Source organism: Rhizobium sp. YAF28, from assembly GCF_052113285.1.
In the GTDB taxonomy this organism is placed as follows: Bacteria; Pseudomonadota; Alphaproteobacteria; order Rhizobiales; family Rhizobiaceae; genus Rhizobium.
Map to the genome: position 1 here is coordinate 1 of NZ_JBFRCX010000019.1, position 24,923 is coordinate 24,923.

A 24,923-nucleotide genomic window follows, 5' to 3' on the forward strand; every position below is an offset into this window, starting at 1 on the left:
CTGTCGGCCAACGAGACCTTCAATGTCGCCGTGTCGACGGCGCCAACGAGCTACAGCCTGTTTTCCGCCTCCAGCACGCCGACCCAGACGAACCTCAACGATGGTCAGCAGATTGAACTCGGCGTCAAGTTCCAGTCGAACGTTGCCGGTGACATTACCGGCATCAAGTTTTACCGCAGCGCCAACGACAACGGACAGAATGTCGTCGACCTGTGGACCACGACAGGCACCAAACTCGCGACCGCCACCTTCACCAACACCACGGCGAGCGGCTGGCAGACGGTGAACTTTACAACACCGGTTACCATCACCGCCAACACCAACTATGTCGCCTCCTATCACACGACAGGTGCCTATGTGGCGACGGACGGCTTCTTCACCAATGCGGTGACAAACGGTCCGCTGACGGCTCAGTCAAGCGCTTTGGCCGGTGGCAATGGCGTCTATGCCTATGGCGGCTCCGCAACCGCGGGGCTCTTCCCGACCAGCACATACGATTCAGCGAATTACTATGCCGATGTGATCTTCCGTCCACAGCTTGCCGCATGACGCATCGGCAGGAGGCTACGAACGGGATTCGAATGAGGCCCATACGACGCAAATACCGACCGCTCCGAGTGCCCACGTTCAAGGCATGCCGATGAACAGGATCGAGCGGCTCCCGGTAACCGTGCTCGCCGGCTTTCTCGGCGCTGGTAAGACGACGCTTCTCAGTCACGTCCTGAGCAATCGTGAAGGCTTGCGGGTTGCCGTCATCGTCAACGACATGAGCGAAGTGAACATAGACGCAAGCCTCATTCGAGACGGCGGCTGCAACCTGTCGCATACGACCGAGACATTGGTCGAGCTCAGCAATGGCTGCATATGCTGCACCCTGCGCAACGACCTGCTGACGGAAGTGCGGCGGCTGGCCGAAGAGGGGCGATACGACTATCTGCTGATTGAAGGCACCGGCATTGCCGAGCCGCGCCCCATAGCGGCAACATTTTCCTTCTGCGACGAAAACGGCGTTTCGCTTTCCGATTTTGCCAGACTCGACACGATGGTCACCGTGGTCGATGCTGCAAACTTGTTAGCCGACTACAGTAGCTCCGATCTGCTGGCCGACCGCGGCCTGCAACGGGATGGTGAAGATCGGCGCACCCTCATCGACCTGCTGGTCGACCAGATCGAGTTTGCCGATGTCGTGGTGATCAACAAGATCTCGGATGCGACTGAAGAGGTCCGCGCGGAGATCCGCAAGATCGTGGCGTCTCTCAACCCGGATGCGCGTCAGGTGGAGACGGATCTCGGCAAGGTCTCACTGGCAACCGTCCTCAATACCGGCCTCTTTGATGAAGAAAAGGCCGCCGCGCATCCTTTGTGGCACAAGGAATTGTACAGCCCGGGCGAGCATGTTCCGGAAACGGAGGAATACGGGGTATCGAGCTTTGTCTACCGCACGAGGCGCCCTTTCGACCCCAAGCGGTTTCGGGCATTCTTGGACGAGCCTTGGCCTGGAGTGCTTCGCGCCAAGGGCCATTTCTGGCTTGCCACACGTCCGCGTCACGTGGGGCTTATGTCGGCCGCAGGCGTGCAGCGACGCTGCGAACCCATGGGGCTCTGGTGGGCAGCTGTTCCCCGGCAGGACTGGCCGAGCCATCAGCAGTTTCATCAGCACCTGCAGAGCCGATGGGACAGCGCCTGGGGCGACCGCCGGCAGGAACTGGTGTTCATCGGGGTTGGCATGGACGAGACAGGTGTGCGGACCGCATTGGACGACTGCCTCGCCAGTGCGGACCCGCGCGAATGGTCAGCTCTCGAAGATCCGTTCCCGGTCTGGTAGCACGCCAGGTTGCAACGTTTGCGCCACGAACGCATGGACGCGAGAGTTCACGGCCTGTGCCGAGATGCCTCAGTCGTCGAGATAGCGTTCGGTCAAGCGTGCCCACATCGCGGCACCCACCGTCAGGGATTTGTCGGCAAAGTCGTATTTGGCACTGTGCAGGATCGCGGATTCCACACCGTTGCCAAGTCGCAGGAAGCTTCCGGGTTTGTGCTCGAGGAAGTGCGAGAAGTCCTCACTACCGGGGATGAGGTTGCAGAGAGCTACCTTGTCAGCACCGACGAGTTCTTCTGCGACCATGCGGGCGAATTCCGTTTCCGCTTCCGAATTGACGACCACGGGGTGACCGCGAGTGTATTCGATTTCGGCGGCTGCGCCGTAACCGTCGGCGATCGTTTCGGCGAGCCTGCGGATCCTGACCTCCAGCGTCTCGCGTACTTTCGGGTCGAAGGAGCGAATGCTGAGCAGCAGTTTTGCACTTTCGGGGATGACGTTTGCGGCCTCGCCGGCATGGATCGCCCCGACCGTGACGACCGCGGTTTGTGTCGGATCGATGCTGCGGGAAACGACCGATTGCAGGCTGACGACGAGGTTGCAGGCAACGACCACCGGATCGACGGTCAGATGCGGCCGCGAGGCGTGGCCACCCTTGCCCTTGATGATGATCTCGGCGCTGTCGGCAGCCGCCATCAGCGGGCCCGACCGCATCAGCCAGGTGCCTTCGGCTGCGCCGGGATGATTGTGCAGACCAAAGATAACGTCGAAGGGAAAGCGTTCGAACAGCCCGTCAGCGATCATTGCGGGCGCACCACTCAGCGGACCTGCCTCCTCGGCCGGCTGGAAAATGAGATTGACGGTGCCGTTGAAGCGGCGCGTGCGCGCCAGATATTCGGCTGCACCCAGAAGTATCGTCGTGTGGCCGTCATGTCCGCAGGCATGCATCTTGCCGGCAACCGTGCTGGCATAGGGGCGGCCGGTCTCCTCGGTGATCGGCAGAGCGTCCATGTCGGCGCGGATGGCGATGCTCTTCTTTCCGGCGCCGACCGTCATGCGCGCAACCACGCCATGGCCGCCGACGTTGCGGGTGACGTCATACCCCCAGGATTCGAGCTTTTCGGCAACAAAACGCGCGGTCTCGGCCTCCTCGAAGGAGAGCTCTGGATGAGCGTGCAGATGCCGGCGGACAGCCGTCAGCTCCGCTTCCATCGGTTCGAAATCGGAGAGGTGGGCAAAATCATTGTCGAGGGACATGGCAATTCCAGTTTCATGGGCGCGGTATCGCCGGCCGGCTCACGGTAAAGCCAGCCCGCAGGGCAAGAGCATGGAGGAGCCGCCGCGCTAGATAAAGCGCGACAGGAAACTTCTGGTGCGGGGGTGCTGCGGGTTGCCGATCACGTCCTCCGGCTTGCCTTGTTCCACGACCTTGCCGTCATCCATGAAGACGACGCGGTCGGCCGCTTCCCGCGCGAAACCGATCTCGTGAGTGACGACGATCATCGTCAGACCCTGGTTTGCAAGATCCCGCATGGTGGCGAGAACCTCGCCGACCAGCTCGGGGTCGAGTGCCGAAGTCGGCTCGTCGAAGAGCATCAGCTTCGGCTTGATGGCGAGCGCGCGGGCAATCGCCACGCGCTGCTGCTGGCCGCCGGAAAGCTGCCGCGGATAGCTGTCGGCCTTGGCCGAGAGCCCGACCCGTTCCAGGAGCCTCAGCGCATTTTCGGTCGCAACCTTGCGGCTCTCACCGTGGATGCCGACCGGTGCCTCGATGATGTTCTGCAGCGCCGTCATATGCGGGTAGAGATTGAACTGCTGGAACACCATGCCGATCTTGCGGCGCTGCAAGGCGATCGCGTGGTTCGACAGCTGCAGCAGCCGGTCCTTGTGCAGGCGGTAGCCGATCTGTTCACCATCCACCTCGATTGAACCCTGGTTGATGGATTCGAGGTGGTTGATACAGCGCAGGAACGTCGATTTGCCGGAGCCGGAGGGGCCAAGGACGACGACGACCTCGCCGGGCGCGACGTCGAGATCGATACCCTTCAGCACTTCCAGATCCGCGAAGGACTTGTGGACATTGCGTGCCTTGACGAGAGGCTCGATAGTGGAGATCGCGTTCATGCGCCTGCCTCCGTTGCCTGTGCCATGACAGCCGTTTCCTTTGCAGGTTTGGCGGCGCCCGTGCGGCGATCGCCGCGGCTGTAATAGCGCTCGATATAGGCCTGGCCGATGTTCAGGACCGACGTGATGAGCAGGTACCAGAGAACGGCAACCAGCAGCATCGGCACGATCTCGAAGGTGCGGTTGTAGATCGACTGCACCGAATAGAGCAGATCGGCCATGGCGATGACGCTGACGAGCGAAGTCGCCTTGATCATGCTGATCAGCTGATTCCCGGTCGGCGGAACGATCGAGCGCATGGCCTGCGGAATGATGATGCGGCGAAGCGCGCGGATGCGCGTCATGCCGAAGGCTTCCGCCGTCTCGAACTGACCCTTGTCTACCGAAAGCAACCCGCCGCGAATGATTTCGGCCATATAGGCGGACTCATTGAGCGCGAGACCGGCGATCGCGGCCGTCATCGGGCTGATCACCGAGTTCGTATCCCAGCTCATGAAGGTCGGGCCAAAGGGAATGCCGATCGACAGCGTCGGAAACAGCGTCGAAAGATTGTACCAGAAGATCAGTTGTACCAGGAGCGGCGTTCCGCGGAAGAACCAGATGAACAGCGAGGCGAGCGAGCTTGCCAGCCGATCGCTGGACATTCTCGCGACGGCCAGCACGAGGCCGAGCGCGATGCCGATGATCATCGCGACGACCGTCAGGCCGAGCGAGACGTAAAGGCCCCTGATGACGGTCGGGTCGAAGAAATATTGAGTGACGACCGGCCAGCCGAAATTCTCGTTATGCGCGACCGACCAGGCCCAGTAGGCGGCGATCGCAAGCGTGATGGCCCAGGCCGCAACGCGGCCTTTGGGGAAGGGCTTGTGGGCATGGGCCACATCCCTGCTTCTCGCATCGCCGGAGGGCGATGCGAGTGTTTGCGTTTGTGTGCTCATTTCGGAAGCGTCCCACCGAGGTTGATGCCGGGCTCCTTGATCATATTGTTCTCAAGGCCCCACTTCTTCATGATCGCGGCATAGGTGCCGTTGTCCATCAGCACTTTGACCGCATCGCGCAGGACTGGGCCGAGCGGCGAGCCCTTCGCGACAACCGCGCCCTGATAGAGATTCTCAAAACCGTTCTTCTGTCCCACACCGGTCAGTTCCAGCTGACCGTTGGCCTGCGACACGAAATAGGTGAGCGGCGCCTGGGAGGAGAAGAAGGCATCCGACCGCTTGGAACGGACGGCAAGGATCGAGCTCGGCTGGTCGGTGAAGGACTGCACCTCGATCGCGCCCTTGCCATCGGTCTTGCACTTTTCGGCCTGCACCTGGATGACCTTTTCGGCCGAACCGCCGGCCATGACGGCGATGCGGTTACCGCAGGCGGTATCGAGCGAGGTGATGCCCTTCGGATTGCCCTTCTGCACCGAGAACACCACAAATTCCTGCACCCAATCGACGAAGTCGTTGGATTCCTCGCGGCTCTTGAAATCGCCGACGGGACCGAAGGCAAACTGATAGCGGCCCGAGTTGACGCCAGCCAGCAGCGCCGGCAGACCGCCCACGGTCTCATGCTCGATCTCGACGCCGAGAACCTCACCCAGCGCGTCGGTCAGATCGGCGCTGGCGCCGCTCAYCTCGGTGCCCGTGACGATTTCATAGGGAGGAAACGAGCCATTGTTGACGGAGATCATCTTGCCAGACGTGCGGATCGCTTCGGGCAACTGCGCATGAAGCGCGTCGTTGACGGAAAGCTTGGGCAGGGCCGCATCTTCAGCGAAGGCCGTTCCCGAGATCGCCACGCTCGTCAGAGCAAGGCATGCAATTTTCCTGATCGACATTGTTCATTTCCCCTGTTTGGTTCGAATTTATGGTTTCGTGTTGCGTTCACCCGATGCGGCTACCGTCCACATCGAAGGAGAAGAGGTCTTCCGGCGTCATCAGCTGCGGCAGGATGCCCTGGACGTGAAGCTCGCTGGCGAAGTCGGCGATCATCTTGCGGTTGACCGCAAAGCCGCTGGCCTCCCAGCCGACCGGAAGCTCGGCTGCCGACTTCAACAGTTCGTCCATCATGAAGGGCGAGGTGTCGGCGTATTTGCGGCGTTTGCTCAGCCACATCCGCTGCGATTCATCGATCAGCTTGCTGAGCTCCTCGATCACCCACGGGTTCCGCGCGACGATGTCCGCTTTGATGCCGATCAGATGCATGCCGGGAACATAGCCCACATCATCGAAATATCGACGTTCGGCACCTCTGAAATCGGAAACGACTTGCCGGAACGGCGATCCTCCGCCGAAGTAGCCGTCAGGCATGAAAGGCGTGAAGATCGCATCAAGGAAGCTTTCCTTGAGCAGGTCGACCATGGGGCGCTCGCCAGGAGCCGCTTCGATGCGGCCGGGCCGGCCGAACCCGTCTAGGCGATCGACGACCGGATGCGCTTCCGTCAGGCGGCCCGCATACCACATGGCATCCTCGACGCCGACGCCCTCGCGGCGAAGTGCTGCTCTGGTCCAGGTGTTTCCGGAGTCGCGCCATCCGGTGACGCCGATACGCTTTCCGGCCAGTTGGCCGAGTTCGGTGATGGGGCCGTCCTTGCGGGTGATGATGCAGCGGTGACGGAAGCCGCGCATGATGAAGTTCGGAATGCCGACGACGCTCTCGTCGCCATCAATGCGCAGCTGCGTATAGCGGCTGAAGGACATTTCCGCGACATCGTAGTGGTCGCTTTTTCCGAGATGCGAGAGCAACGTGCCGACGCGGTCGACCTTGATGTCAAGCTTGGGAGAGGAGACATCGCCGAGAACCAGGGGCGTCATGTAGTCCCAGTCACGCAGGGCAAGTCGGAGGCTAAGGGGCATCGGCATTCACTCGCAAAGACCTTGTTTTCGGAACAATTAAATGTTCAAAATTATCTGATCAAATGTTATTACGTTATTGAACATTAAAAGTGGCGATTAAATGAGCGATATTGTCGACGCGGCATGGTTTGCCCAAAAATTGACCGATCGGACAATTCGAGGAATTGCGATTGAAACCAGTGCCTTGATCCGCGCCGGGGCGCTCCCCGTCGGAACGAAGCTGCCACCGATCCGCGATCTCGCCTTTGCGCTCGGGATCAGTCCGGCGACGATCTCCGAGGCCTGGAGCGAGCTGAGACGCCAGAAAATCATTACCGGCAGGGGACGGAACGGCACCTGGGTGAGCGGCGATCGTTTCGTGGCGAAACCCGAACGGCTCGGCAGTTACGGCCGTTATGGAGCCGACGTCCTCGACCTGACATCGGCCGTGCCGGATGTCCGGCTTTTGCCAAAGCTTACCGAAGCCATGGCCTATGGAGCGTCGGCCGAAAATCTCAACAGCTACGAGCGAAGCCGCATTCTTCCGGAACTCGAAGAGGCTGTCCGAAAGACTTGGCCATACGAACCGGAGGCATTGCTGGCGACGAACGGAGGCTATAATGCGGTCTACACGCTTATCCAGGCGCTCGTCATGCCCGGTGCGTCCGTTGCAATCGAAGATCCGACCGCCATGCGGCTTCTTGATATTCTGGAGGACCGCGGCGTGCAGATCATTCCGGTCCAGTGCGATCGGGAAGGGCCGCTGCCTTCGTCTCTCGAGGCCGCAATGAAGCTGCGGCCGGTCGCCTTCATTTTCCAGCCGCGGCTTCATTCGGTGACCGGCCAGCACGTCAGCAGCGAGCGGTTGCAACGACTTGGAGACATTCTCGACGGCACGGACACCTTGATCGTCGAAGATGACGGCATTGCCGACATTTCCACGGCTCCGCGTCATTCGCTCGGTGGCCGGTTTGCCGACCGGACCATTCACATTCTCTCCTATTCGAAGACGCATGGTCCGGATCTCAGGCTTGCTGTGCTTTCAAGCTCGCGGGCGATCGTCGAACAGATCCAGTCCTACCGTAGCTTCAGCGCCGGCTGGACAAGCCGCATCCTTCAGGCGGCCACCGCCTGGCTTCTGCGGGATCCCGTGACGCAAACCTCGCTGCAACACTCTCGCGATATCTATTTCCAGCGTCGGGCCGATCTGGTCGACGCCCTGGGGGGACGTGGGATCGAAGTGCAACATGGGAGCGGCCTGTGTGCCTGGGTGCCGGTCGCATCCGAACCTTTCGCGATGGTCACGCTGGCGGCGCGAGGTATTGCGGTTCATCCCGGTGCTAAATTTTCCATCCTTCCAAGCGCACATCTTCGCGTGGCGACAGCCATACTGTCTGATCGGCTAAACGACGTGGCCGACTCGATTGCGCTGGCCGCCAGCCCGGCCTAGCCTTCGGTGCTTCTCCAGCTATCCCAACACTTCACCGCGTTTGGAGACGCCGGCAGATCCGCGGTACTGCGCCGCGAGCTTCCGGCAGGCGCGAAGGGTCAGGGCCATGACGGTCAAGGTCGTACCCGCCGTTCCGCCGCCGGCAAAGGCGCTCGCGTCGGTCACAAGAAGATTGGGCACGTCCCAGCTCTGGTTCCATCCGTTGAGGACGGAGTTTTCCGGCGAAGTGCCCATGCGCGCCCCGCCGCTTTCATGGATTGCCGCACCCATGCACATGGTCTTTCGGAACCACTTGCGGAACAGGAAACGGCTTAAAGGATCGGCATCCGGGAAGGCGCCGCGGCCCATTTCTCTCAGGCCAAGCGGGGATCCGATGAAGTCGAGCTCGCCGCCGGCACTCTTCACCATGTCGATCAGGGTCATTTCCTGCTTGCGGATCAGTTCCTGCTCGGGCTCATGCATGACGCAGCGGATGTGCGGTACGGGAATGCCCCAGGCATCCTTGCGGCTGGCATCGAGAGTGATGCGATTGTCGGCGTGCGGCAGCATCAGGCCGAAGCCGAAGAAGGCAAGGCTCGATGGCTCGTTATCGCCGACCGGCGCGCGGCCGACGCTGCCCTGATAGGCGAAGTCGCCGCGCGGCGCCTTTCCTTCCACATTGTCGAAGCGCGGGACGAAGATCCCGCCCGACGGATTGTAGAACGGGTCCTGCGGGGCCGAATCGTCATGCGACCAGCCACGGGCAGGCGCAAAGGTTCCAAAGGCCAGACAAGGCAGCTGGTCCATGAAATAGCGACCGAGCGTGCCCGAACTATTGCCAAGCCCGTTCGGGTGCCTTGCCGATGCCGAATTCAGGAGCAGGCGAACGCTTTCGATCGGCGAGGCGCAGAGGACGACGTTTTCGGCCTTGACCGCATGGACGCTGCCGGAATTGCGATCAACGTATTCTGCGCCCGTCGCCCGACCGGTCTTCGCATCCGTGGTAACGCGGCGCACGATCGCATCGTGGCGGATGGTCAACTTGCCGCTGGCGAGCGCTTCGCGCAGCGGGCGCGGCACGCGCTCGGCGTCCGGCGCGATATAACGCCAGGATACGACATGCCGTTCGGGCGCCTGGCTTTCGACAGTCTTCTTGAAGAGCTCTTCGGCCGGTGTCAGCTTGGCGGGGCGGGAATAGACGCCGTCCGGCAAGGTCGAGACATGATCCTGATTGCCGTAGAGGCCAAGCTGGCTTTCGGCTTCGGCATAGAAGGGGGCTAGTTCGTCATAGGAGACGGGCCAGTCGACGCCGCGGCCGCTGCGGCTTTCAATCTTGAAATCGTCGTCGCTCCAGCGCAGCAACACGCGCCCGAAACTGTGCAGTCGCCCACCCGACTGCCGGCCGCGGATCCACAGGAAGGGTTCGCCGCGCGGCGTGGTATAGGGGTTATTTCGGTCATTGACGAAGAAGCGGCTGAAGCGCTCGGTGAAGAAGGCGGCACGCGCCTGCACCGGCTGGCCCTTGATGGTCGCCCGTGCGCGCTCCCAGATATTGATGGCGCTTGCGGGCGGTTTCTTGCGGGTGGGATCGAAATCTTTCTTGCTGATCTCAGGGCCGGCTTCGAGAAGCAGGACGGATAGACCATTGGCCGTCAATTCCATGGCAGCAAAGGAGCCGGCCGCGCCGGAGCCGATCACCAGCGCATCATACACTTTCTCAGACATGTCGTTCAAAACCTGACTTCTCAATGGAATGGGACGGGCAGCGCGATCTCTCTGCTGCCGGGAGAGCACGGCTCAGAGGCGATTGCCGTCGCTCGCAAAAAGCGATGCCTTGGAGAGATCGAGACCGATGCCGATGACATCGCCCGGTTGGAGCGAGAGATCGCCCATCACCCGCAGCGACAGGGTCGTGTCTTTCCAGGTGAGCCAGACAACCGTATCGGAACCCATCGGCTCCAGGACTGAGACGGCTGCATGAAGCGCGGTGTCCCCGGCTTCCGGTCGGATACTCAGATGTTCCGGACGCACGCCAAGCGTTACCGGGCAGGCTTGCGGCCTTGCGGCAAAAGCGTAACCGGACATGTCGAGGGAGAGATCGCCCGCCTTGAACAGCACCTTTTCGCCGTCCTGTTCGATGCTGCCTTGAATGAAATTCATCGAGGGCGCGCCGATGAAGCCGGCGACGAAGAGATTGGCAGGCCGGTGATAGATCTCCGCAGGTGTGCCCAATTGCTGGATTACGCCATCGCGCATGATGGCGATGCGATCGGCAAGTGTGAGCGCCTCTACCTGGTCGTGGGTGACGTAGATCATCGTGTTGCCGAGCTGCTGGTGCAGCTTCTTGATCTCGACGCGCAGCTCGTTGCGCAGTTTGGCATCGAGGTTCGACAGCGGCTCGTCGAACAGGAAGACGTCGACTTCGCGCACCAGCGCGCGGCCGATCGCAACGCGCTGGCGCTGGCCGCCGGAAAGCTCGGCCGGGCGGCGGTCGAGCAGCTTTTCAAGATGCAGGAGCGATGCCGCTCGCTCGACCCGGCTGTCGATTTCCGGCTTCGGCAGGCCCGCGACCCTGAGGCCGAAGGAGAGGTTCTTGCGAACCGACATGCGGGGATAGAGCGCATAGGACTGAAACACCATGCCGATGCCACGGTCCTTCGGTTCTTCCCAGGTAACGTTTTCCCCCGAAATCCAGATTTCCCCATCGGTGATGTCGGAAAGACCCGCGATCGCGTTCAGCAAGGTCGACTTGCCACAGCCGGACGGGCCGAGCAGGACGAGGAATTCCTTCGGTGCGATATCGAGCGACATTTGCTCGATCACCGTCTGGTCGCCGTAGCTGATCTTCAGGTCCTTGATGGAAACAGCAGAGTGCATTCAGCCTTACCCCTTGACGGCGCCGGCCGCGATCCCGCGGACGAACCAGCGTCCGGACAGGAAATAGATGGCAAGCGGAATGATGGCGGTGAGGATGGTGGCCGCCATGTTGACGTTGTAGTTGCGCTCGCCCATCGTCGTATTGACGATGTTGTTGAGCTGTACTGTCATCGGCAGATTGTCGCGTCCGGCAAAGACGACGCCGAGCAGGAAGTCGTTCCAGATGCCCGTGAACTGGAACATCGAGGCGACCACGATCATCGGAAGCGCCATCGGCAGCATGATCTCGATGAAAATCCGCCAGAAGCCGGCGCCATCGACGCGCGCTGCCTTGAAGAGTTCTTCTGGAATGGTGACGAAGTAGTTGCGGAAAAGCAGCGTCACCAGCGGCAGGCCAAACAGCACATGCACGAGAATGATGCCGCCGAGGCTGTTGTAGAAGCCCATCACCGCCATGGCGCGCACCAGCGGATAGAGAAAGATCTGGTAGGGCACCAGAGCGCCGGCCATCAGCAGGCCGAACATCAGGCGTCCTGCCTTCGGGCGCCAGAAGGAAAGTGCATAACCGTTGATTGCGCCGATCAGGACGGAGATGACAACGGCCGGCACGGTGATCTTCACCGAATTCAGGAAGCCCATGCGCACGCCGGTGCATTCGCTCCCGGCGCAGGCGCCGGCCCAGGCCGTCTTCCAGGCGGTAAAATCCAGGTGCAACGGCAGGGCAAAAATCTGCCCCAGCCGGATCTCGTCCATGGTCTTCAGCGACGTGACGATCATCACGTAAAGCGGCACGGCGAAGAACAGCGCGGCGGAGATGAGGAAGGCGTATAGGCCGATGCGGGCTGCGGTGATCTGCGTCGGCCTAGGGCCGCGGGGATGGATCATAGCGTACCTGCCTGGCGCCGGGCGCGGATATGTTGGGCATAGCGGAAGGGTGCGACGATGATCAGCACGGTTAAAAGCAGGACGGTCGCCGCTGCTGTCGCAAGGCCGAGATTCTGACGCTGGAACAGATTGTCCATGATGAACTTCGCCGGCACCTCTGTTGCCGATCCCGGTCCGCCATTGGTGAGCGCCACTACGATATCATAGGTCTTGATCACGCCCATGGAGAGCAGCGTGCCGGCGGCCGCAAAGGCCGGCGTCAGTTGCGGCAGGATGATCGAAACATAGGTGCGCCAGACGGGAATGCCGTCGATGCGGGCAGCGCGCCACTGCTCGCCATCGATGCCGCGCATGCCGGCCAGCACAAGGATCATGACGAGGCCCGCGCCCTGCCAGAGGGCCGCGATCACCACCGCATAGATCGCAAGATCCCGGTTGATGATCCAGTCGAAGGAAAAACCCTGCCAGCCAAGCGCACGCACGCTTGCCTGGACGCCGAGCGTCGGGTTCATCATCCATTGCCAGATCAGGCCGGTGACGACGAAGGACATGGCATAAGGATAAAGGAAGATCGTCCGGAAGGCGTTTTCAAAGCGCACCTTGCGGTCGAGAGCGGCGGCAAGCAGGAAGCCGACAAACAGGCAACCAAGGACGTAAAGCACGCCGAAGATGATGAGGTTCTGGAAGGAGACCAGCCATTTGGCGGTCTGGAACAGTTTGGAATATTGCTCGAACCCGACGAAGTTCCACGACGGGAACAGCCGCGAATTGGTGAAGGACAGGGTCACCGACCAGACCATGGTGCCGAGGTAGACGACGACCACCGCAGCCCAGGTCGGGATGAGAGCGATGAGCGCCGCCTTCGAGCGGTTATGCTTCCGTTTCATCAGAGTGTCTTTGCAAGGGGCTTCGAAAGTCGCCTGCACCAGTGGTGCGGTGCAGGCGACAGGCTTGTTTGATTTTACTCGAAGATCGCGGCGAACTGCGCAGCCGATGCATCGACCTTGGCGGACGGATTGGCCCAGAATTCGCCGATGAAGTCTGTCAGAGCGCCCACCTGCTCCGGCGTCGTGGTGATGGCGTGTTCGGGAACGATCTTGCCCTCGGCCATGAAGGCCATGCCCTTCTGGGTGCAGGCGTCGAACTTGGACTTGTCGACATCGATGCGTGCGGGGATCGAGCCCTTGTTCAGCGAGAATTCGACTTGAACTGCGGGGTCCATGACGACCTCGGCAAGCAGCTTCTGCGCTGCGTCCTGGTTGGCGTCGTTCGTCTTCAGATAAGCGAAAGCGTCGGAGATATAGATCAGGCCTGGGGAAGCGGGAGAGATGGCGCAGCCGAAATCCTTGTCGGCGACTTTGCCGGCAGCCGTGAACTCGCCCTTGGCCCAATCACCCATGAACTGCACGCCGGCCTTGCCGGTGATGACCATGGCGGTCGCGTCGTTCCAGTTGCGGCCGGCAGAGCCTTCATCGACATAGGTCCGCATCTTGCCGAAGATTTCGAGAGCCTTCTTGACGCCGTCGGAGGTCAGGGCTGCCTGATCCTTTTCAGCATAGATCTTCATGAAGCCGTCCATGCCCACCTGGGACAGGAGCACCATGTTGAAGACCTTCACCTCCTGCCAGCCTTGGCCGCCCCAGGCGATCGGTGTCAGGCCTGCGGCCTTCAGCTTGTCCATGTCGGCGAAGAAGGTGTTCCAGTCCTTGGGCTCTTCGGTAATCCCGGCCTTGCTGAAGGCGTCCTTGGAATAGAACATCCAGCTTTCACCGTGGATACCGGTCGGCGTCAGATAAACTTTGCCGTCATAGGTGATGTAATCGTAGAGTGCCTTCGGAAGCGCATCCTTCCACTTGCCGGCAGCCGCCACTTCATCCATCGGCTTCATCAAGCCCTGATCGATGAATTCGGCCGGGTCCTTGCCGACGACGACCTGTTTTGCCGTCGGGGGATCACCGGCGACGAGGCGGTTCTGGAAGGCGGCATTGGCATTTTCGAAGCCGGCAATCGTGGAGCTCTCCCACACACCGCCGCGCTTTTCGAATTCCGTCTTGATGGCCTCGACGGCGCGGCCCTCGCCACCTGATGTCCAGGAGGTAAAGACCTCGGCCTTCAGCCTGTCGTCTGCATTCGCAAGGCCGGCAGCACCAAGCAGCATGGTACCGGCGAGCAGGAGCGTCATTTCCTTCATTGTTCCACCTCTTGAATAGGCCCTCTTTGCGGGGCCGTTTGGTTGCAAGCTACGGTTAGCGATAGATCGGCAGCAGCGCCTGCCGCACGAGGGTCAGACCGCTGGCAATGTCGCCAACGGGATCAGCTGCGGCGTCGAGTTCGAGAATTGCCCAGCCATTGAACTGGCGATCCCGCAAGAGGCGGATCCAGGCCGGCCAGTCGACGCGGCCAAGGCCGAAGCCGCAGAAAAAGGCACGGTGGCGCTCGTGGATGTCGGTGCCGATCGGCGTGTCTGCCGGCATTTTGCCGACCGCATCCTTCCAGTGGGCGATGATCATCCGCTCGTGATGGCGATCGACGAGCTGGATCGGGTCGGAACCCTCGAGAATGATGTGCGCCGTGTCCGGGCACATGTGCACATAAGCCGGATCCGTCAGCAGCATCAGAAGATCGACGTCGCGGGCAGCGGCAAAGATCGAATGCGCTTCCGTATGCACGGCGAGCTTGACACCCTTCTTGCAAAGGATGGCTCCGAGCCGATTCAGGAAATCGGCGATGATCTTGGCCTGTTCGAAATCGCGGAAACGCACGGGCTCGTCGCCTGGCGTCTGACGCATCGGTGCGCCAATGACCATGATATCGCCGCCGCAGGCCTTGATGAAATCGGCATATTGTTCGGCCCTGGCGATGATGGCTGCCTGCGCGGCGGCCTCGGTAAAGTCGCCCGATGCCTCCAGCTCCGCGAAGAAGCCGGATGCGAGCTGGAGCCCGCGGGCAGAAAGCTCGGCGCTGAAAGTCTCCACAGACCCGTAGGTCTTGATCGCATCCTGCCAGTTGAACGGAGAGAAGGTCAGCTCGACACCGGTCACGCCCGAGGCCTGGATGCTATCGAGGATCTTGTCCCAGAACTGCCGCGGCTGCGACTTCGCGTGTTCGATGATTGCGTCATAGCTGTCGACGCCCCAGAAGCCCGGGTGAAAGAAGGTGACCAGGTCCACACCAAAACGCAGATTGTCACTCGTGGCCATTATTCAGTCCCCTCCATCCAGGCATAGCTCATCCGTCGCGAAGAGCGTCTCTCGCATCGAAATTTATCCAGTGAATTCAATTTTTTGACAATTGGCAATCGATTGCCATGCCTGGATATTAGTCAAGCCGATAAAATATGCAACGCTTTTCTTCGAGTTTTTGGCAATCGTTTGCTATAACGGGATTCGTGAGCCGAACAGGGTTTGGTTGCACTGGGCTAAGTGGATGGAATGATGAAGAAAACCGAAGATAGCCTATCCACAGAGGGATCATCCGCCCTGATGGCCGATGTCGCACGTCTGGCGGGCGTCGCAACTTCCACAGTCAGCCGCGCTTTGGCCAATCCGGGGCGGGTCAACGAAAAGACCAGAGCAAGGATTGCAGCCGCAGCCGAACAACTCGGCTATACGCCCAATGCCGCTGCCCGCAACCTGCGCGTCGGCAAGTCGAACGTCATTATGATCATCCTGCCGGGCTCGCTGCATTATGGCGCATCCCAGATCATTCCCCAGGTTCTGGAGGCCGTGAATCGCACTGTTATCCGCAACGGCTATAATCTGATGATCGCCAACCTCGATCGTGACGAAAGTTCCGAGCGGCATATCCTTGATCTTGCCTTCGGAGGGACGGTGAGGGGCGCGCTGATCCTGTCATCGCAGCTGCCGGTAGTCGCCAACAGATCGCTTGCCGAGGCGGGACTGCCGATCGTTTCGCTTCTGCTCGACATGAGCGATACTTCTGTTCCGAGCATCATCACCAATGACAGACAGGCTGTGAAAGAGGCTGGTCGGGAGCTCCTGGCGCTCGGGCACCGCCGTTTCTTCTACATCGCCGGTCCGACGGGCAACTATCACGACATCGAACGCTATGCCGGTCTCGTCGAAGCATTGCAGGAGGCGGGGCTTTCCGAACGGCATGTCACGCGCGCCGGTGGTCAATTCACCTTCCAGTTTGGCTTTGAAACGGGTCTGCAGGCTGCCGAGGACTTTGCAAAGCTCGACGAAAAGCCGACCGCTGTCGTGGCGACTAGCGACGACATGGCAATCTCCTTCATGAGCAAGGTTCAGAAGATGGGATGGCGCGTACCTGAGGACCTGTCGATCGTCTCGTTCGACGGATCTCCGGTGTGCGAATATTGTGCGCCCCCGCTCTCAACGATCGAGCAACCCATGGAGGCTCTCGGGGAGACCGCGACAGAATTCCTGATTGCCAGGATGGAAAAGTCGGATGAAAGGCGAGAACTGCGCGTCGTCATTCCGAGCCGGTTCATTCGCCGTGAAAGTATCGCGGTGAACTCGAAATTGACAACCTGACTTTATTTTTGACGCGAAGGCGCGTCCTGAGCACCGACCGCGATCGGGCTCTCTCGGAATTGTCTGGATGCAGCCTGAGGCTGACCGCATCGACAGGTGCGAAATCACCTGCCGGGCCCCAGTCCGTTTCTGCGAACATTGCTTCGGCGCCAACGAATCTTGGACGGGAGAGCGTTCAACGACCTTTAGTCAAAGCGGCTGTACCGGTGTCGGCGTGTTGTGGAATCGAACAACGATTGAGACATTCGCCGCATGGCTGATCAGTGCAGCTCGATATTCATGTCCGCGAGCAACGGCTCCAGACCGGGAAGATCGGCATCCGTCGCCCTGCGCAGCTCCCGCGTAACCGCCGTCAATGCCAGATCGAGAGACTGAGCGCCCAGTTCGATGTTCAAATCTTCCGCTAGCGCCTTTGCATAACTGATCATCCGAGCCAAAGCCATGAGCTCGTCAAGATCACCCATGTCTGCCGCCGCTGCGTGCTGAAGCTTTCCCAACCCTATGACCGACATATCAATTCTCCAGATTGCATAGATGACCATAGGGACAGTTCGGTACTAAAGTGCGTGAAAAATGCGTGAAACACTTTATAGGTGCAATTGGATCCGGGCTTTTGAGCGGGCTAGTTGTTCGGACCAGAGCGTGGTTTTCCTGAATTCCCAATGGCGATTTATCGGCACTCGCTGATCATCCGCAGCGCGAACAACTTCGAGGAGAGCCAGGGCATCGAGCCGCTTCTGATCGATTGCGTGGGTCTTCACCATGTTCAGCCAATGCGGCTTTTGCGATGCCGGTATTGCCGCGCATGTGCGAACGATGAGAGCCCAGCTTCTCTTCTTGAAGAAGAGATTTGCCGCGGTTTGTTCGAGAGCCAGGCGAAAGGCTTTATCAAAGAGCTGCAGCCTTTCCATCTCGTCCAGAGTGCTTCTCACATTGACCATCGGCACGGTCAGCGGTCTGCCGCCCAGCTCCATTGGTTCGTGCAAAAGCGCGACATCGGCGTCATCGACGATGGTTCCGCTGACATACTCGTTGAAAATCCGGCCAACGCCGATCATTCCAAATGCTTGGCATTCGGCGGCGCGCAAGGCACCCATGCTGGCCGCGCCCAGAACCGTGACATTAAGGGAGAGAGCGAAGAGAATTTCCTTATGCCAAACCGGTGCGGTATTTTCAAAGCCGCCGTCCACCAAACCGATGACGTTTGCGCTATCTTCCACCGCCCTTAACACATCTCCCTGAACAGCGGGCGGCCTCAGAACGATATCCGTCGCGGCGTGGCTTGCTGCGTTAGGCAAGCTCGGGCCGATGAAGACGACCTTCACCAGCGCATCGCCCTTGCAAGGGCACGTTGGCCGAAACGATGGAGCCTGTTGCCCTCGGGGTTCTCGAGATCGGGTATGAATATCTTCACCACCGAAAATGGCAGGTTTGCAGGTGTCAGAGGAAGGGCAATCACCGAGCCGATTCCGCCGGCGCGAAGTCTCCTCAGCAGGTCATGCAGCAGGACGGATATGTTTCCAGCCGGTCTTGTGATGGTGGCCGCAGATACAGAAGCAGGGACGGCAAGAAAGGTGGCGCGGGTTTGTGCCGGAAGCGGCGTTGTGAACCATTCGGGCCAGACATCGTCGCGGGCGCCGCTGATATAAGTCAGTCTAGACTGAAGCGCTTCCGTTGCGGCGCGGATTGCCGCCCGCACGGCCCAGGGATGAGCGCCGCTGCCGCAGGTGACCTCGACGAACCGGAGCGGCACTTTGCCGTTGACCGCTGATGGGGCGACGAGTGCGGTATAGCAGGGGATACCGATATCGCTCGTGATATCGAAGAGTTTCAAGATGAGCCCGGCGGCCTCGATCCTGTCGATCAGGCCCGAGAGCGCGGCGTCGGCAAAACTCCTGGGATCGACGCAGCGTGCGCAGCGCTTGTCATCGCTCAAAATCTGCCAAAGCACATGGGCGTCGCGTTCGATGCGCTCCAGAATGCCATGGAATATTGCTTCTTCCATGGTGTTGCCCGAGGCAAGGCCATCCGACGACATCCAGAACCGGTTATGCCGCGTTCGGTCGAGGAGGGCGGCATCCTGCGGGACATGGATCGGCTGGTCATGAAGCAACTCGCTTGCCAGGCTCCAGACCAATTCCTCGTCTTCGCCCACGACCTGCTCGCCGCTTGCGATCAGGCAATCGAGCGGTTCGGCGCAATCGCCCCGGCGTCGCAGGTCTCGTGCCGACGAAACCGTAGTTATGGTGACGGGTTCGCCCGCCACCGCGCGTTCCAGGGCCTCCATCGCCGCCGAGACTTTGGCGTCGATATCCTCAAGTCCCTTGCCTTGGGCGATGACAATGGAGCGGGAGTTCGGTGTATAGGCGCACCAGACCGGAAGACCGACACAATCGAGATCAGTCTGTCGTGACAGGCGCGTGATGCCCATTGCCTCTAAATAAGGAGCGACCCGGGACAATGTGTCCCGCGGCGCAATTGTTCGGTCGGAATAGAGATCGGAATGACCGGTCAGCGTCGCTTGCCTTCAGCCATCCACATGGCCGGAGAAGACTGTCTGCGCCGACGAGACGGCGACGGCGAAATCGACATTCTTGATCAATGTACCGCCGGCCTCGCGCTGCTTGACGGCCGCTGCCAGATCGGTGCCTGCAGGCACCTGCAGCGGTGTCACGGTCCCTGCGCCAATATCCACAAGCCAAAGTCCCTTGTCGCCCGATACACCCAATACAACAACTTTTGCCATAATATTCTCCTTCAGGTTTTTGAAAATCCGGCCTTGAAAAGACCGTCTCGGTAAAGCTCTTTTTGCCACTGCTCCTTGAAGGGCACCAAGGCGAGCCATTTCTCAACCTCGAAAGCCGGATTGAGGAGTTCGGCGCGCTGCCGATAAAACTGTGCCCGTTTTTTATCGCCGATCATCGCGCAACTGGCGGCTGCGATGCGATAGGCCGGTGCCTTGTCTTTCATCCGATCGACATAGGCGAGCGCCTCTTCGTAGTGTTCAAGGAAGTAGCTCGCCCCGGCCGCGCACCAGAGGTAGGCGTCAGGCGCGATCGGATTGAGCGAGATCGCTCTCTTGATTTTCTCCAGCGCATCTTGCGGCCGCGATGCATGGACCAGCGTGTCCGCATGGCTATAGATCACATCGGCATAATGCGGGCTGAGGCTTTCGGCGAGGTCGAGTGCTGCAACGCTGTCATCGACAGCACCCTGGTAAAGTTTCGTTACGCCAAGTTCCCGATGCCCGGCTGCCGATTCTGAATCCCTCTCTATCGCCCGAAGTGCCTGATCTTCCGCAAGCTGCAGCAAGGCAGGATCGCCTTGCGTGGTCAATAGCCACTCGCTGGTAAATGTCCGCGACAGGCCTGTGAAAGCGGGGGCATAGTCTCGAGAAAAATGCAGTGCGCGCTTGAAGGATTTCCGCGCACGCCGGATATCGGGCAGGCTAAGCTTTGTGAGCAGACCGGCGCCAAGGAGATAGGAATGATAGGCCTGCGGATCCGCTTCGTTACGAAGGCGAATGCTTTCGTTCCGCTTCAATTGCCCGGAGACGGCATCGGCAAGTTTCTGGGCGATCAGGCGCCTCTGTGTCGGCAGCGTTTCGACCGCCATGTCAAATCGGGCTGCCCACAAGATCTCGTCGGTTGGAAAATAGATGAGTTGTGCATAAAGCCCCTCTCCGGAAAGCCGTGTGTCCAGGAGGTAGGAAATCGAATGCCGTTGAACGATGGTAGCCTTGTCGGAGTCGCGGCGGATCTGCTCGGCTGTATGGGGTGCGACGACCGATATGTTGCGCAGGGCGCAGAGCTCGATCGTGACATCCTCGATAAGGGCGTCGGCAATAGCCGCCTCGCGCGTCAGGGTCGCCGCACCCGGGGGCAGGAGTACGAGCCGCGGCGCAGATGTCGCCGTTATGATTTGCGGCATGCCGGCGTCTTGCTGCTCGGCGATCAGACTGCGAGCCATTGCCACCGCTCTCGCCGCCTGCGGGCGGCGTTGCGAATGATCCTCTGCCGTGCCACGAAGGATCGATCGGATCTGCTCGTCACCGGGAAAGACTTCAAGAAGTTGAAGTCCCGAGCGGCGCAGAAGGCGACGTTCCTCGTCATCACGAATATGATCTGCAGCCCTGACGAAAATATCCCTTAAGGTGAGCAGGTGCAGCTGCCGTTCACGCTCGATCCATCCATCGATCGCCTTGGTCGATGCGCTGAGACCGGCAATGAAGCCACGTTGCACAAGATCGCTGACGGCCGCCAATTGCGCCACCGGCTGCTCTTCCTTGCGCAATATGTCGAGATCAACCGACAGGACGTTCTTGTTCAGGCTGACGAAAGGTGGCCCGAAATTCAGTATCTGTTCGTCGGGTCCTGTCGTCGTGTCGCGAATGCGTGAAATCAACTTCCGCAAATTGAGATCGGCAAGATGATCTCCGGTCTCGTTCCACAAGAACCGCGCGAGCTCTTGTCGGCTGCGCTGGTAATCCGGCGAGCAATACAGATAGGCGAGCATCACCAGAGCCTTGACCGGATAGCGGATGGGCGCACCCAGGCCGTCTGTCAGTCGCAATTCGCCAAAGGTCTGGAGATGGATCACGAAAGCCCTCAGGCGCCGGTTTCTGGATGAATGACGTCGACATCAGGGTGGGTGTTCCTGGCCAGGCTCTTGGCAAGGGCGACGAGCTTCTGGCGGATAGCCGGGCTCTCGATCGCCATGAAGGCGCGATTGAGGGCTTGGGCGTCCTTCGACGCCAAAAACGCATTCAGATCGTCCCTGCCGTTGCTGACAAGGTTATAGGTGGTCGGCTCGGTGTCATTTTCGAAGAAGAACTGAACGGGTACGCCCAATGTCTCGGCGATCGTTTGCAGCCGGCTCGCACCAATGCGGTTTATGCCTTTTTCATACTTCTGGATCTGCTGGAAGGTGACGCCGATCCGTTCGGCAAGTCCGGCTTGCGATAGCCTGAGCAGCTTGCGGCGCGCCCGCACTCTGCTGCCGACATAGGCATCGATCGATGTGGGCGACTTGGCCTTCATGGCTGGAACCTCCGGTCACGGATGATCATTGCGAGGTTTGCGTCAAAATGCAACCGAAAGTAATATAATAATTTTCGTAATCAGGGCTGCGACGCTAGTAACATTTTGCCGAAATTTAGATTTTCTGTATCGCAATCATTCGATCGGTGATGCCGAATAAAGCATGAAAGTAAAAGGCTCGGCCTGGAAAACCGCAAGGCCTGGGAAAAGCTCTCCCTGATCCGCTTTCCAACGAGGAGAGCCAAGGCGTTTTCCCATTGGATAAATGCGAAAGATAGGTGCCTGAAGTTCATTTGCAGATAAACTTCGCTTGCTATTGGGCTCTGGGGGCCGATTGATCAGAGACCTTGCCGGATCTGGATTGGGCACTGTAGGGAAGGTTCTGCACGGAGAAGGTAATGGGCAGAACAATCAAACGAGACGCAGATCTCCTCATCACCGATGAGAAAGAGCCGGTGAAACACAGGCTGCGCGAACGAGGCGCCGCCGAACGCCCGGTGGAGCTCGACAATTTCCTGAATTTGCTGGCCCGCGCGATGCTGCATCCATCTGCTTCGACGATGGCGAGCTTTGTCGCGGGTAAAGTCTTTCAAAAGCTTGAACGTACGGGAACGCTGCGCGACAAGCGGCCCCACGATACCGGAATCCCCTCCGGCCTTGAGGCGGCGCTTCAAAACGCAATCGCCGCTCGAGACATTTACGCCGAGGTCGCGCAGAGCGTTTGGCGCCTCGCTGATGCGCTCGTATGGATCAGAGGCAGAAGTGGACCATTTGCCAGCCTGAATTTTGAGAGGGCCCATGCACACAGCGTGATTGTTGGCCCAGGCGGCTTGGAAGACCGGGCGGATATCCGGGTCGGCCTCACTTACATGGAGCCCTATAGCCGTTTTCCGGATCACGTGCAGCGGTTTTCACGGGCTTTCCTGCTGCTTTCTCCCTGCGAACTTTCAATAGCCGGAGAGAGCTGGTTTTCGACCGGAATAGGTGGCGTCTTTGCTGCTGAAGCGGGACAGTCATTCGCCATGCGTTGCACCACCACTCCGCTTCTTGCGGTCTGGTGTCACGTTGAAGAGATAGGAAGGTGAATAGCAAAACGCCGACGCATCCGAACCTCCCCGCCTCTCGCGCCAGGCCGTTCAATTCAGCAAATTTACCTAGCCATCTGCCAATGGGTGTTTCTCTGTCGCAGCAGCGCTCCAGATAACAACAAGGCGAAGGCATATTGATGCCGGGAAGCCGCTAATTGAGGGAGACGTTCCATGACTGCACCGCATCCTCCAAGAACCCATATCGGCAATCATCCCCTGCATCCGGAAACCCAGATGCTGAACTATGGCTATGATCCGGAACTCTCCGAAGGCGCGGTCAAGCCGCCCGTCTTCCTGACGTCCACGTTCGTTTTCAACTCCGCCGAAGACGGTCGCGATTTCTTCGATTACGTCTCTGGTCGGAAAGAGCCGCCGGAAGGCAAGGGGGCCGGCCTCGTCTATTCGCGCTTCAATCATCCAAACAGCGAGATCATCGAAGATCGTCTGGCGGTCTACGAGCGGGCCGAGAGCGGGGCGGTGTTTTCATCGGGCATGTCCGCCATCGCCACGGTCCTGCTTGCCTTCGTCCGTCCGGGGGATGCCATCCTCCACTCACAGCCGCTTTATGGCGGGACGGAAACATTGCTTGCGAAAACCTTCCTCAATTTTGGCGTTTCTGCCGTGGGTTTTGCCGATGGCGTCAGCGAAGTCTCAGTAAAGGCAGCCGCCGAGGAGGCAATGGCCAAGGGCCGCGTCTCGGTCGTCCTCGTCGAGACGCCCGCAAACCCGACCAATAGCCTTGTCGACGTCGCGATGATCCGGCGGATTGCCGATGTGATCGGTCAGAAGCAGGGCCATACACCTGTCGTCGCCTGCGATAACACGCTGCTCGGCCCGGTCTTCCAGCGCCCGATCGAGCATGGCGCAGACATTTCCCTCTATTCGCTGACCAAATATGTCGGCGGACATTCGGATCTGATCGCCGGGGCAGCGCTCGGCAGCCGGGCGCTCATCAAGCAGGTGAAAGCGCTTCGCGGCGCCATCGGCACGCAGCTCGATCCGCATTCATGCTGGATGCTTGGGCGTTCGCTCGAAACGCTGCAGATCCGCATGGAGCGGGCCAACAGTAATGCGAAGGCGGTGGCGGATTTCCTGAAGCAGCATCCCAAAGTCGAGACGATCCATTACCTTCCATACAGCGATCCCGATTCTGCCGTTGGCAGGACATTCGCGGCCCAGTGCAGCGGCGCCGGTTCGACATTCTCCTTCGATATCCAAGGCGGTCAGCCAGCCTCGTTCCGGTTTCTGAACGCGTTGAAAATCTTCAAGCTCGCCGTCAGCCTTGGTGGAACGGAATCTCTGGCATCGCATCCGGCAACCATGACGCATTCCGGCGTGCCGGCGGAGGTGCGCCAGCGTATCGGTGTCCTTGATGCAACGATCAGGCTGTCAATCGGTATCGAACATCCAGACGACCTCATTGCCGATCTCACCCTGGCGCTCGATGCAGCGTAGGCCTTGTCGCCAACTCGCAATCATATGAGGGCCGCATCAGCACCGTTGAAACCATCAGTCCGCTGATGGCCGCGACCGCCATAGGCGCCCTGAACTCGACGCCGATCCGGTGGCGGAGAGCCGCCGGCAGCATGCCAGCCACCATCGCCAGCGTCGTCATGATGATCGGGCCTGGCCGCTCGGCGCAGGCTTGGATGCTCGCATCGGTGTGCGGCGCCCCAAACTGAGTTCTTGGCCGGCGATAGCCGTTCTTTTTCGTAAGCATTCCGTACGAACGCCACAATGGGAACTGGTGTTCGAAAGACGTGCTGGCAACAGTTCCGCTCGATGGTGTCGGGAAATGCGCGCGCAGCCATTGCCCTCCGGCCGCGTCGCGCCATCTGATTGTTCCTGGCAACAGCTTCACAGGAGAGTCAGATGGCATCGAACGAGGGTCGCATCAGACAACGTGCCTACGAGATCTGGGAACGGGAAGGTCGGCCACAAGGCGAGGACCTGAAGCATTGGCTGCAGGCGTTTCAGGAAATCGCCGCGAGCGCCGAGACGGACGCTCAGTCAGCCAAGAAGCCTCGCTCCAGAAAGGCCGCGGCGACTGACGCTCCTGCGAAGCCGAAAGGCGCAACGAAGGCTAAAGGCGGTGCCCAGAGTGTTCCAACGACAACCCAGCCGTCAAAGCCGACCAAGGCATCCGGGAGCGTCACCAGGCACTGAGCCGATCTGGCCGATGCCAAGCGCCGATCTGGAGCGCGTAGAACGCGTTTGTACGGATCACTTCCGACAACGGGACTTGTCGGAAGTCCTGAACTCACGCCCCGAAATGCGGTTGCCGATCACCGTGGATAAGTGAATTCGCCAGGAAACCTGGGCTCTT

At 59.9% G+C, this 24,923-nt stretch carries 25 protein-coding genes; 7 read left to right on the plus strand and 18 right to left on the minus strand.

All coding sequences use genetic code 11. The features are described 5' to 3' along the window. On the plus strand, positions 1 to 549 hold a 549-nt coding region (locus AB4Z13_RS30205), incomplete at its 5' end, for a DUF4082 domain-containing protein (protein WP_442207576.1). Between the two features lie 91 nt (positions 550 to 640). Continuing rightward, positions 641 to 1,825, plus strand: a complete 1,185-nt coding sequence (locus AB4Z13_RS30210; RefSeq protein WP_442207577.1) for a GTP-binding protein — start codon at positions 641 to 643, stop codon at positions 1,823 to 1,825. Between the two features lie 69 nt (positions 1,826 to 1,894). On the opposite strand, the gene AB4Z13_RS30215 is transcribed toward AB4Z13_RS30210, so the two are convergent. The 5 genes from AB4Z13_RS30215 to AB4Z13_RS30235 all read right to left on the minus strand — a co-directional run bounded on the left by AB4Z13_RS30215 (position 1,895) and on the right by AB4Z13_RS30235 (position 6,786). Further along, positions 1,895 to 3,076 carry a M20 aminoacylase family protein gene (locus AB4Z13_RS30215; protein ID WP_442207578.1) on the minus strand — a complete coding sequence of 394 codons (1,182 nt, stop codon included), beginning with the start codon at positions 3,074 to 3,076 and terminating at the stop codon, positions 1,895 to 1,897. Positions 3,077 to 3,163: 87 nt separating this feature from the next. After that, entirely contained in the window at positions 3,164 to 3,943 is a 780-nt protein-coding gene (locus tag AB4Z13_RS30220; RefSeq protein ID WP_113323821.1) for an amino acid ABC transporter ATP-binding protein, read from the minus strand. Further along, positions 3,940 to 4,881 (minus strand): amino acid ABC transporter permease, encoded by a 942-nt coding sequence (locus tag AB4Z13_RS30225; protein ID WP_442207579.1) that lies wholly within the window; start codon positions 4,879 to 4,881, stop codon positions 3,940 to 3,942. The genes AB4Z13_RS30220 and AB4Z13_RS30225 overlap by 4 nt, the downstream gene beginning before the upstream one ends. Continuing rightward, the gene (locus tag AB4Z13_RS30230; protein WP_442207580.1) at positions 4,878 to 5,768 is read right to left on the minus strand and encodes an ABC transporter substrate-binding protein; all 891 of its coding nucleotides are present in this window, start codon (positions 5,766 to 5,768) and stop codon (positions 4,878 to 4,880) included. Before AB4Z13_RS30230 ends, AB4Z13_RS30225 begins: the two co-directional genes overlap by 4 nt. 46 nt (positions 5,769 to 5,814) lie before the next feature. After that, positions 5,815 to 6,786 carry a nitrate ABC transporter substrate-binding protein gene (locus AB4Z13_RS30235; protein ID WP_442207581.1) on the minus strand — a complete coding sequence of 324 codons (972 nt, stop codon included), beginning with the start codon at positions 6,784 to 6,786 and terminating at the stop codon, positions 5,815 to 5,817. Positions 6,787 to 6,886: 100 nt separating this feature from the next. Between AB4Z13_RS30235 and AB4Z13_RS30240 the strand changes: the two genes are divergently transcribed. After that, positions 6,887 to 8,215 carry an aminotransferase-like domain-containing protein gene (locus tag AB4Z13_RS30240; protein ID WP_442207582.1) on the plus strand — a complete coding sequence of 443 codons (1,329 nt, stop codon included), beginning with the start codon at positions 6,887 to 6,889 and terminating at the stop codon, positions 8,213 to 8,215. Between the two features lie 18 nt (positions 8,216 to 8,233). Here AB4Z13_RS30240 and AB4Z13_RS30245 read toward each other — a convergent pair whose 3' ends face one another. From AB4Z13_RS30245 to AB4Z13_RS30270, 6 genes are all read right to left on the minus strand, one after another. Then, a complete protein-coding gene (locus AB4Z13_RS30245; protein ID WP_442207583.1) occupies positions 8,234 to 9,919 on the minus strand; it encodes a GMC oxidoreductase in 1,686 nt (561 codons plus the stop codon). Between the two features lie 72 nt (positions 9,920 to 9,991). Further along, positions 9,992 to 11,071: an ABC transporter ATP-binding protein gene (locus AB4Z13_RS30250; RefSeq protein ID WP_442207584.1), complete on the minus strand. Its 1,080-nt coding sequence runs from the start codon at positions 11,069 to 11,071 to the stop codon at positions 9,992 to 9,994. A gap of 6 nt (positions 11,072 to 11,077) precedes the next feature. Beyond that, positions 11,078 to 11,956: a carbohydrate ABC transporter permease gene (locus AB4Z13_RS30255; RefSeq protein ID WP_113324019.1), complete on the minus strand. Its 879-nt coding sequence runs from the start codon at positions 11,954 to 11,956 to the stop codon at positions 11,078 to 11,080. Further along, a complete protein-coding gene (locus AB4Z13_RS30260; RefSeq protein ID WP_442207585.1) occupies positions 11,953 to 12,843 on the minus strand; it encodes a carbohydrate ABC transporter permease in 891 nt (296 codons plus the stop codon). The genes AB4Z13_RS30255 and AB4Z13_RS30260 overlap by 4 nt, the downstream gene beginning before the upstream one ends. A gap of 74 nt (positions 12,844 to 12,917) precedes the next feature. Beyond that, the gene (locus AB4Z13_RS30265) at positions 12,918 to 14,147 is read right to left on the minus strand and encodes an ABC transporter substrate-binding protein (RefSeq protein ID WP_442207586.1); all 1,230 of its coding nucleotides are present in this window, start codon (positions 14,145 to 14,147) and stop codon (positions 12,918 to 12,920) included. Between the two features lie 55 nt (positions 14,148 to 14,202). Continuing rightward, the gene (locus tag AB4Z13_RS30270) at positions 14,203 to 15,156 is read right to left on the minus strand and encodes a sugar phosphate isomerase/epimerase family protein (protein ID WP_442207587.1); all 954 of its coding nucleotides are present in this window, start codon (positions 15,154 to 15,156) and stop codon (positions 14,203 to 14,205) included. A 234-nt stretch (positions 15,157 to 15,390) separates the two neighbouring features. Between AB4Z13_RS30270 and AB4Z13_RS30275 the strand changes: the two genes are divergently transcribed. Beyond that, positions 15,391 to 16,470: a LacI family DNA-binding transcriptional regulator gene (locus AB4Z13_RS30275; protein WP_442207625.1), complete on the plus strand. Its 1,080-nt coding sequence runs from the start codon at positions 15,391 to 15,393 to the stop codon at positions 16,468 to 16,470. Between the two features lie 260 nt (positions 16,471 to 16,730). Here the strand turns inward: AB4Z13_RS30275 and AB4Z13_RS30280 are convergent, their stop codons facing one another. Genes AB4Z13_RS30280 through AB4Z13_RS30305 form a run of 6 tightly spaced genes read right to left on the minus strand, consistent with a single transcriptional unit; the run spans position 16,731 to position 21,509 of the window. Next, positions 16,731 to 17,012 carry a hypothetical protein gene (locus AB4Z13_RS30280; protein WP_162748064.1) on the minus strand — a complete coding sequence of 94 codons (282 nt, stop codon included), beginning with the start codon at positions 17,010 to 17,012 and terminating at the stop codon, positions 16,731 to 16,733. Positions 17,013 to 17,057: 45 nt separating this feature from the next. Beyond that, positions 17,058 to 17,795, minus strand: a complete 738-nt coding sequence (locus AB4Z13_RS30285) for a TfuA-like protein (protein WP_442207588.1) — start codon at positions 17,793 to 17,795, stop codon at positions 17,058 to 17,060. Continuing rightward, positions 17,792 to 18,949, minus strand: a complete 1,158-nt coding sequence (locus AB4Z13_RS30290) for a YcaO-like family protein (protein WP_442207626.1) — start codon at positions 18,947 to 18,949, stop codon at positions 17,792 to 17,794. Before AB4Z13_RS30290 ends, AB4Z13_RS30285 begins: the two co-directional genes overlap by 4 nt. 48 nt (positions 18,950 to 18,997) lie before the next feature. Beyond that, a complete protein-coding gene (locus tag AB4Z13_RS30295) occupies positions 18,998 to 19,216 on the minus strand; it encodes a hypothetical protein (protein WP_113324011.1) in 219 nt (72 codons plus the stop codon). A gap of 11 nt (positions 19,217 to 19,227) precedes the next feature. After that, on the minus strand, positions 19,228 to 21,069 hold the full coding sequence (locus AB4Z13_RS30300; RefSeq protein ID WP_442207589.1) for a peptide antibiotic resistance protein: 1,842 nt from the start codon (positions 21,067 to 21,069) through the stop codon (positions 19,228 to 19,230). Between the two features lie 8 nt (positions 21,070 to 21,077). Beyond that, on the minus strand, positions 21,078 to 21,509 hold the full coding sequence (locus tag AB4Z13_RS30305) for a helix-turn-helix domain-containing protein (protein ID WP_113324009.1): 432 nt from the start codon (positions 21,507 to 21,509) through the stop codon (positions 21,078 to 21,080). Between the two features lie 398 nt (positions 21,510 to 21,907). On the opposite strand from AB4Z13_RS30305, the gene AB4Z13_RS30310 reads away from it, so the two are divergent. Together AB4Z13_RS30310 and AB4Z13_RS30315 are read left to right on the plus strand one after the other, a co-directional pair. Next, positions 21,908 to 22,594, plus strand: coding sequence for a dimethylsulfonioproprionate lyase family protein (locus AB4Z13_RS30310; protein WP_025668907.1), 687 nt, complete (start codon positions 21,908 to 21,910; stop codon positions 22,592 to 22,594). A gap of 174 nt (positions 22,595 to 22,768) precedes the next feature. After that, positions 22,769 to 24,052, plus strand: a complete 1,284-nt coding sequence (locus tag AB4Z13_RS30315; RefSeq protein WP_113324007.1) for a cystathionine gamma-synthase family protein — start codon at positions 22,769 to 22,771, stop codon at positions 24,050 to 24,052. On the opposite strand, the gene AB4Z13_RS30320 is transcribed toward AB4Z13_RS30315, so the two are convergent. After that, positions 24,027 to 24,476 carry an efflux RND transporter permease subunit gene (locus tag AB4Z13_RS30320; protein WP_442207590.1) on the minus strand — a complete coding sequence of 150 codons (450 nt, stop codon included), beginning with the start codon at positions 24,474 to 24,476 and terminating at the stop codon, positions 24,027 to 24,029. The genes AB4Z13_RS30315 and AB4Z13_RS30320 overlap by 26 nt on opposite strands. Here AB4Z13_RS30320 and AB4Z13_RS30325 point away from each other — a divergent pair. Next, positions 24,470 to 24,763 (plus strand): DUF2934 domain-containing protein, encoded by a 294-nt coding sequence (locus tag AB4Z13_RS30325; protein ID WP_442207591.1) that lies wholly within the window; start codon positions 24,470 to 24,472, stop codon positions 24,761 to 24,763. The two genes, AB4Z13_RS30320 and AB4Z13_RS30325, sit on opposite strands and share 7 nt — an antisense overlap. The last annotated feature ends 160 nt before the right edge of the window (positions 24,764 to 24,923 follow it).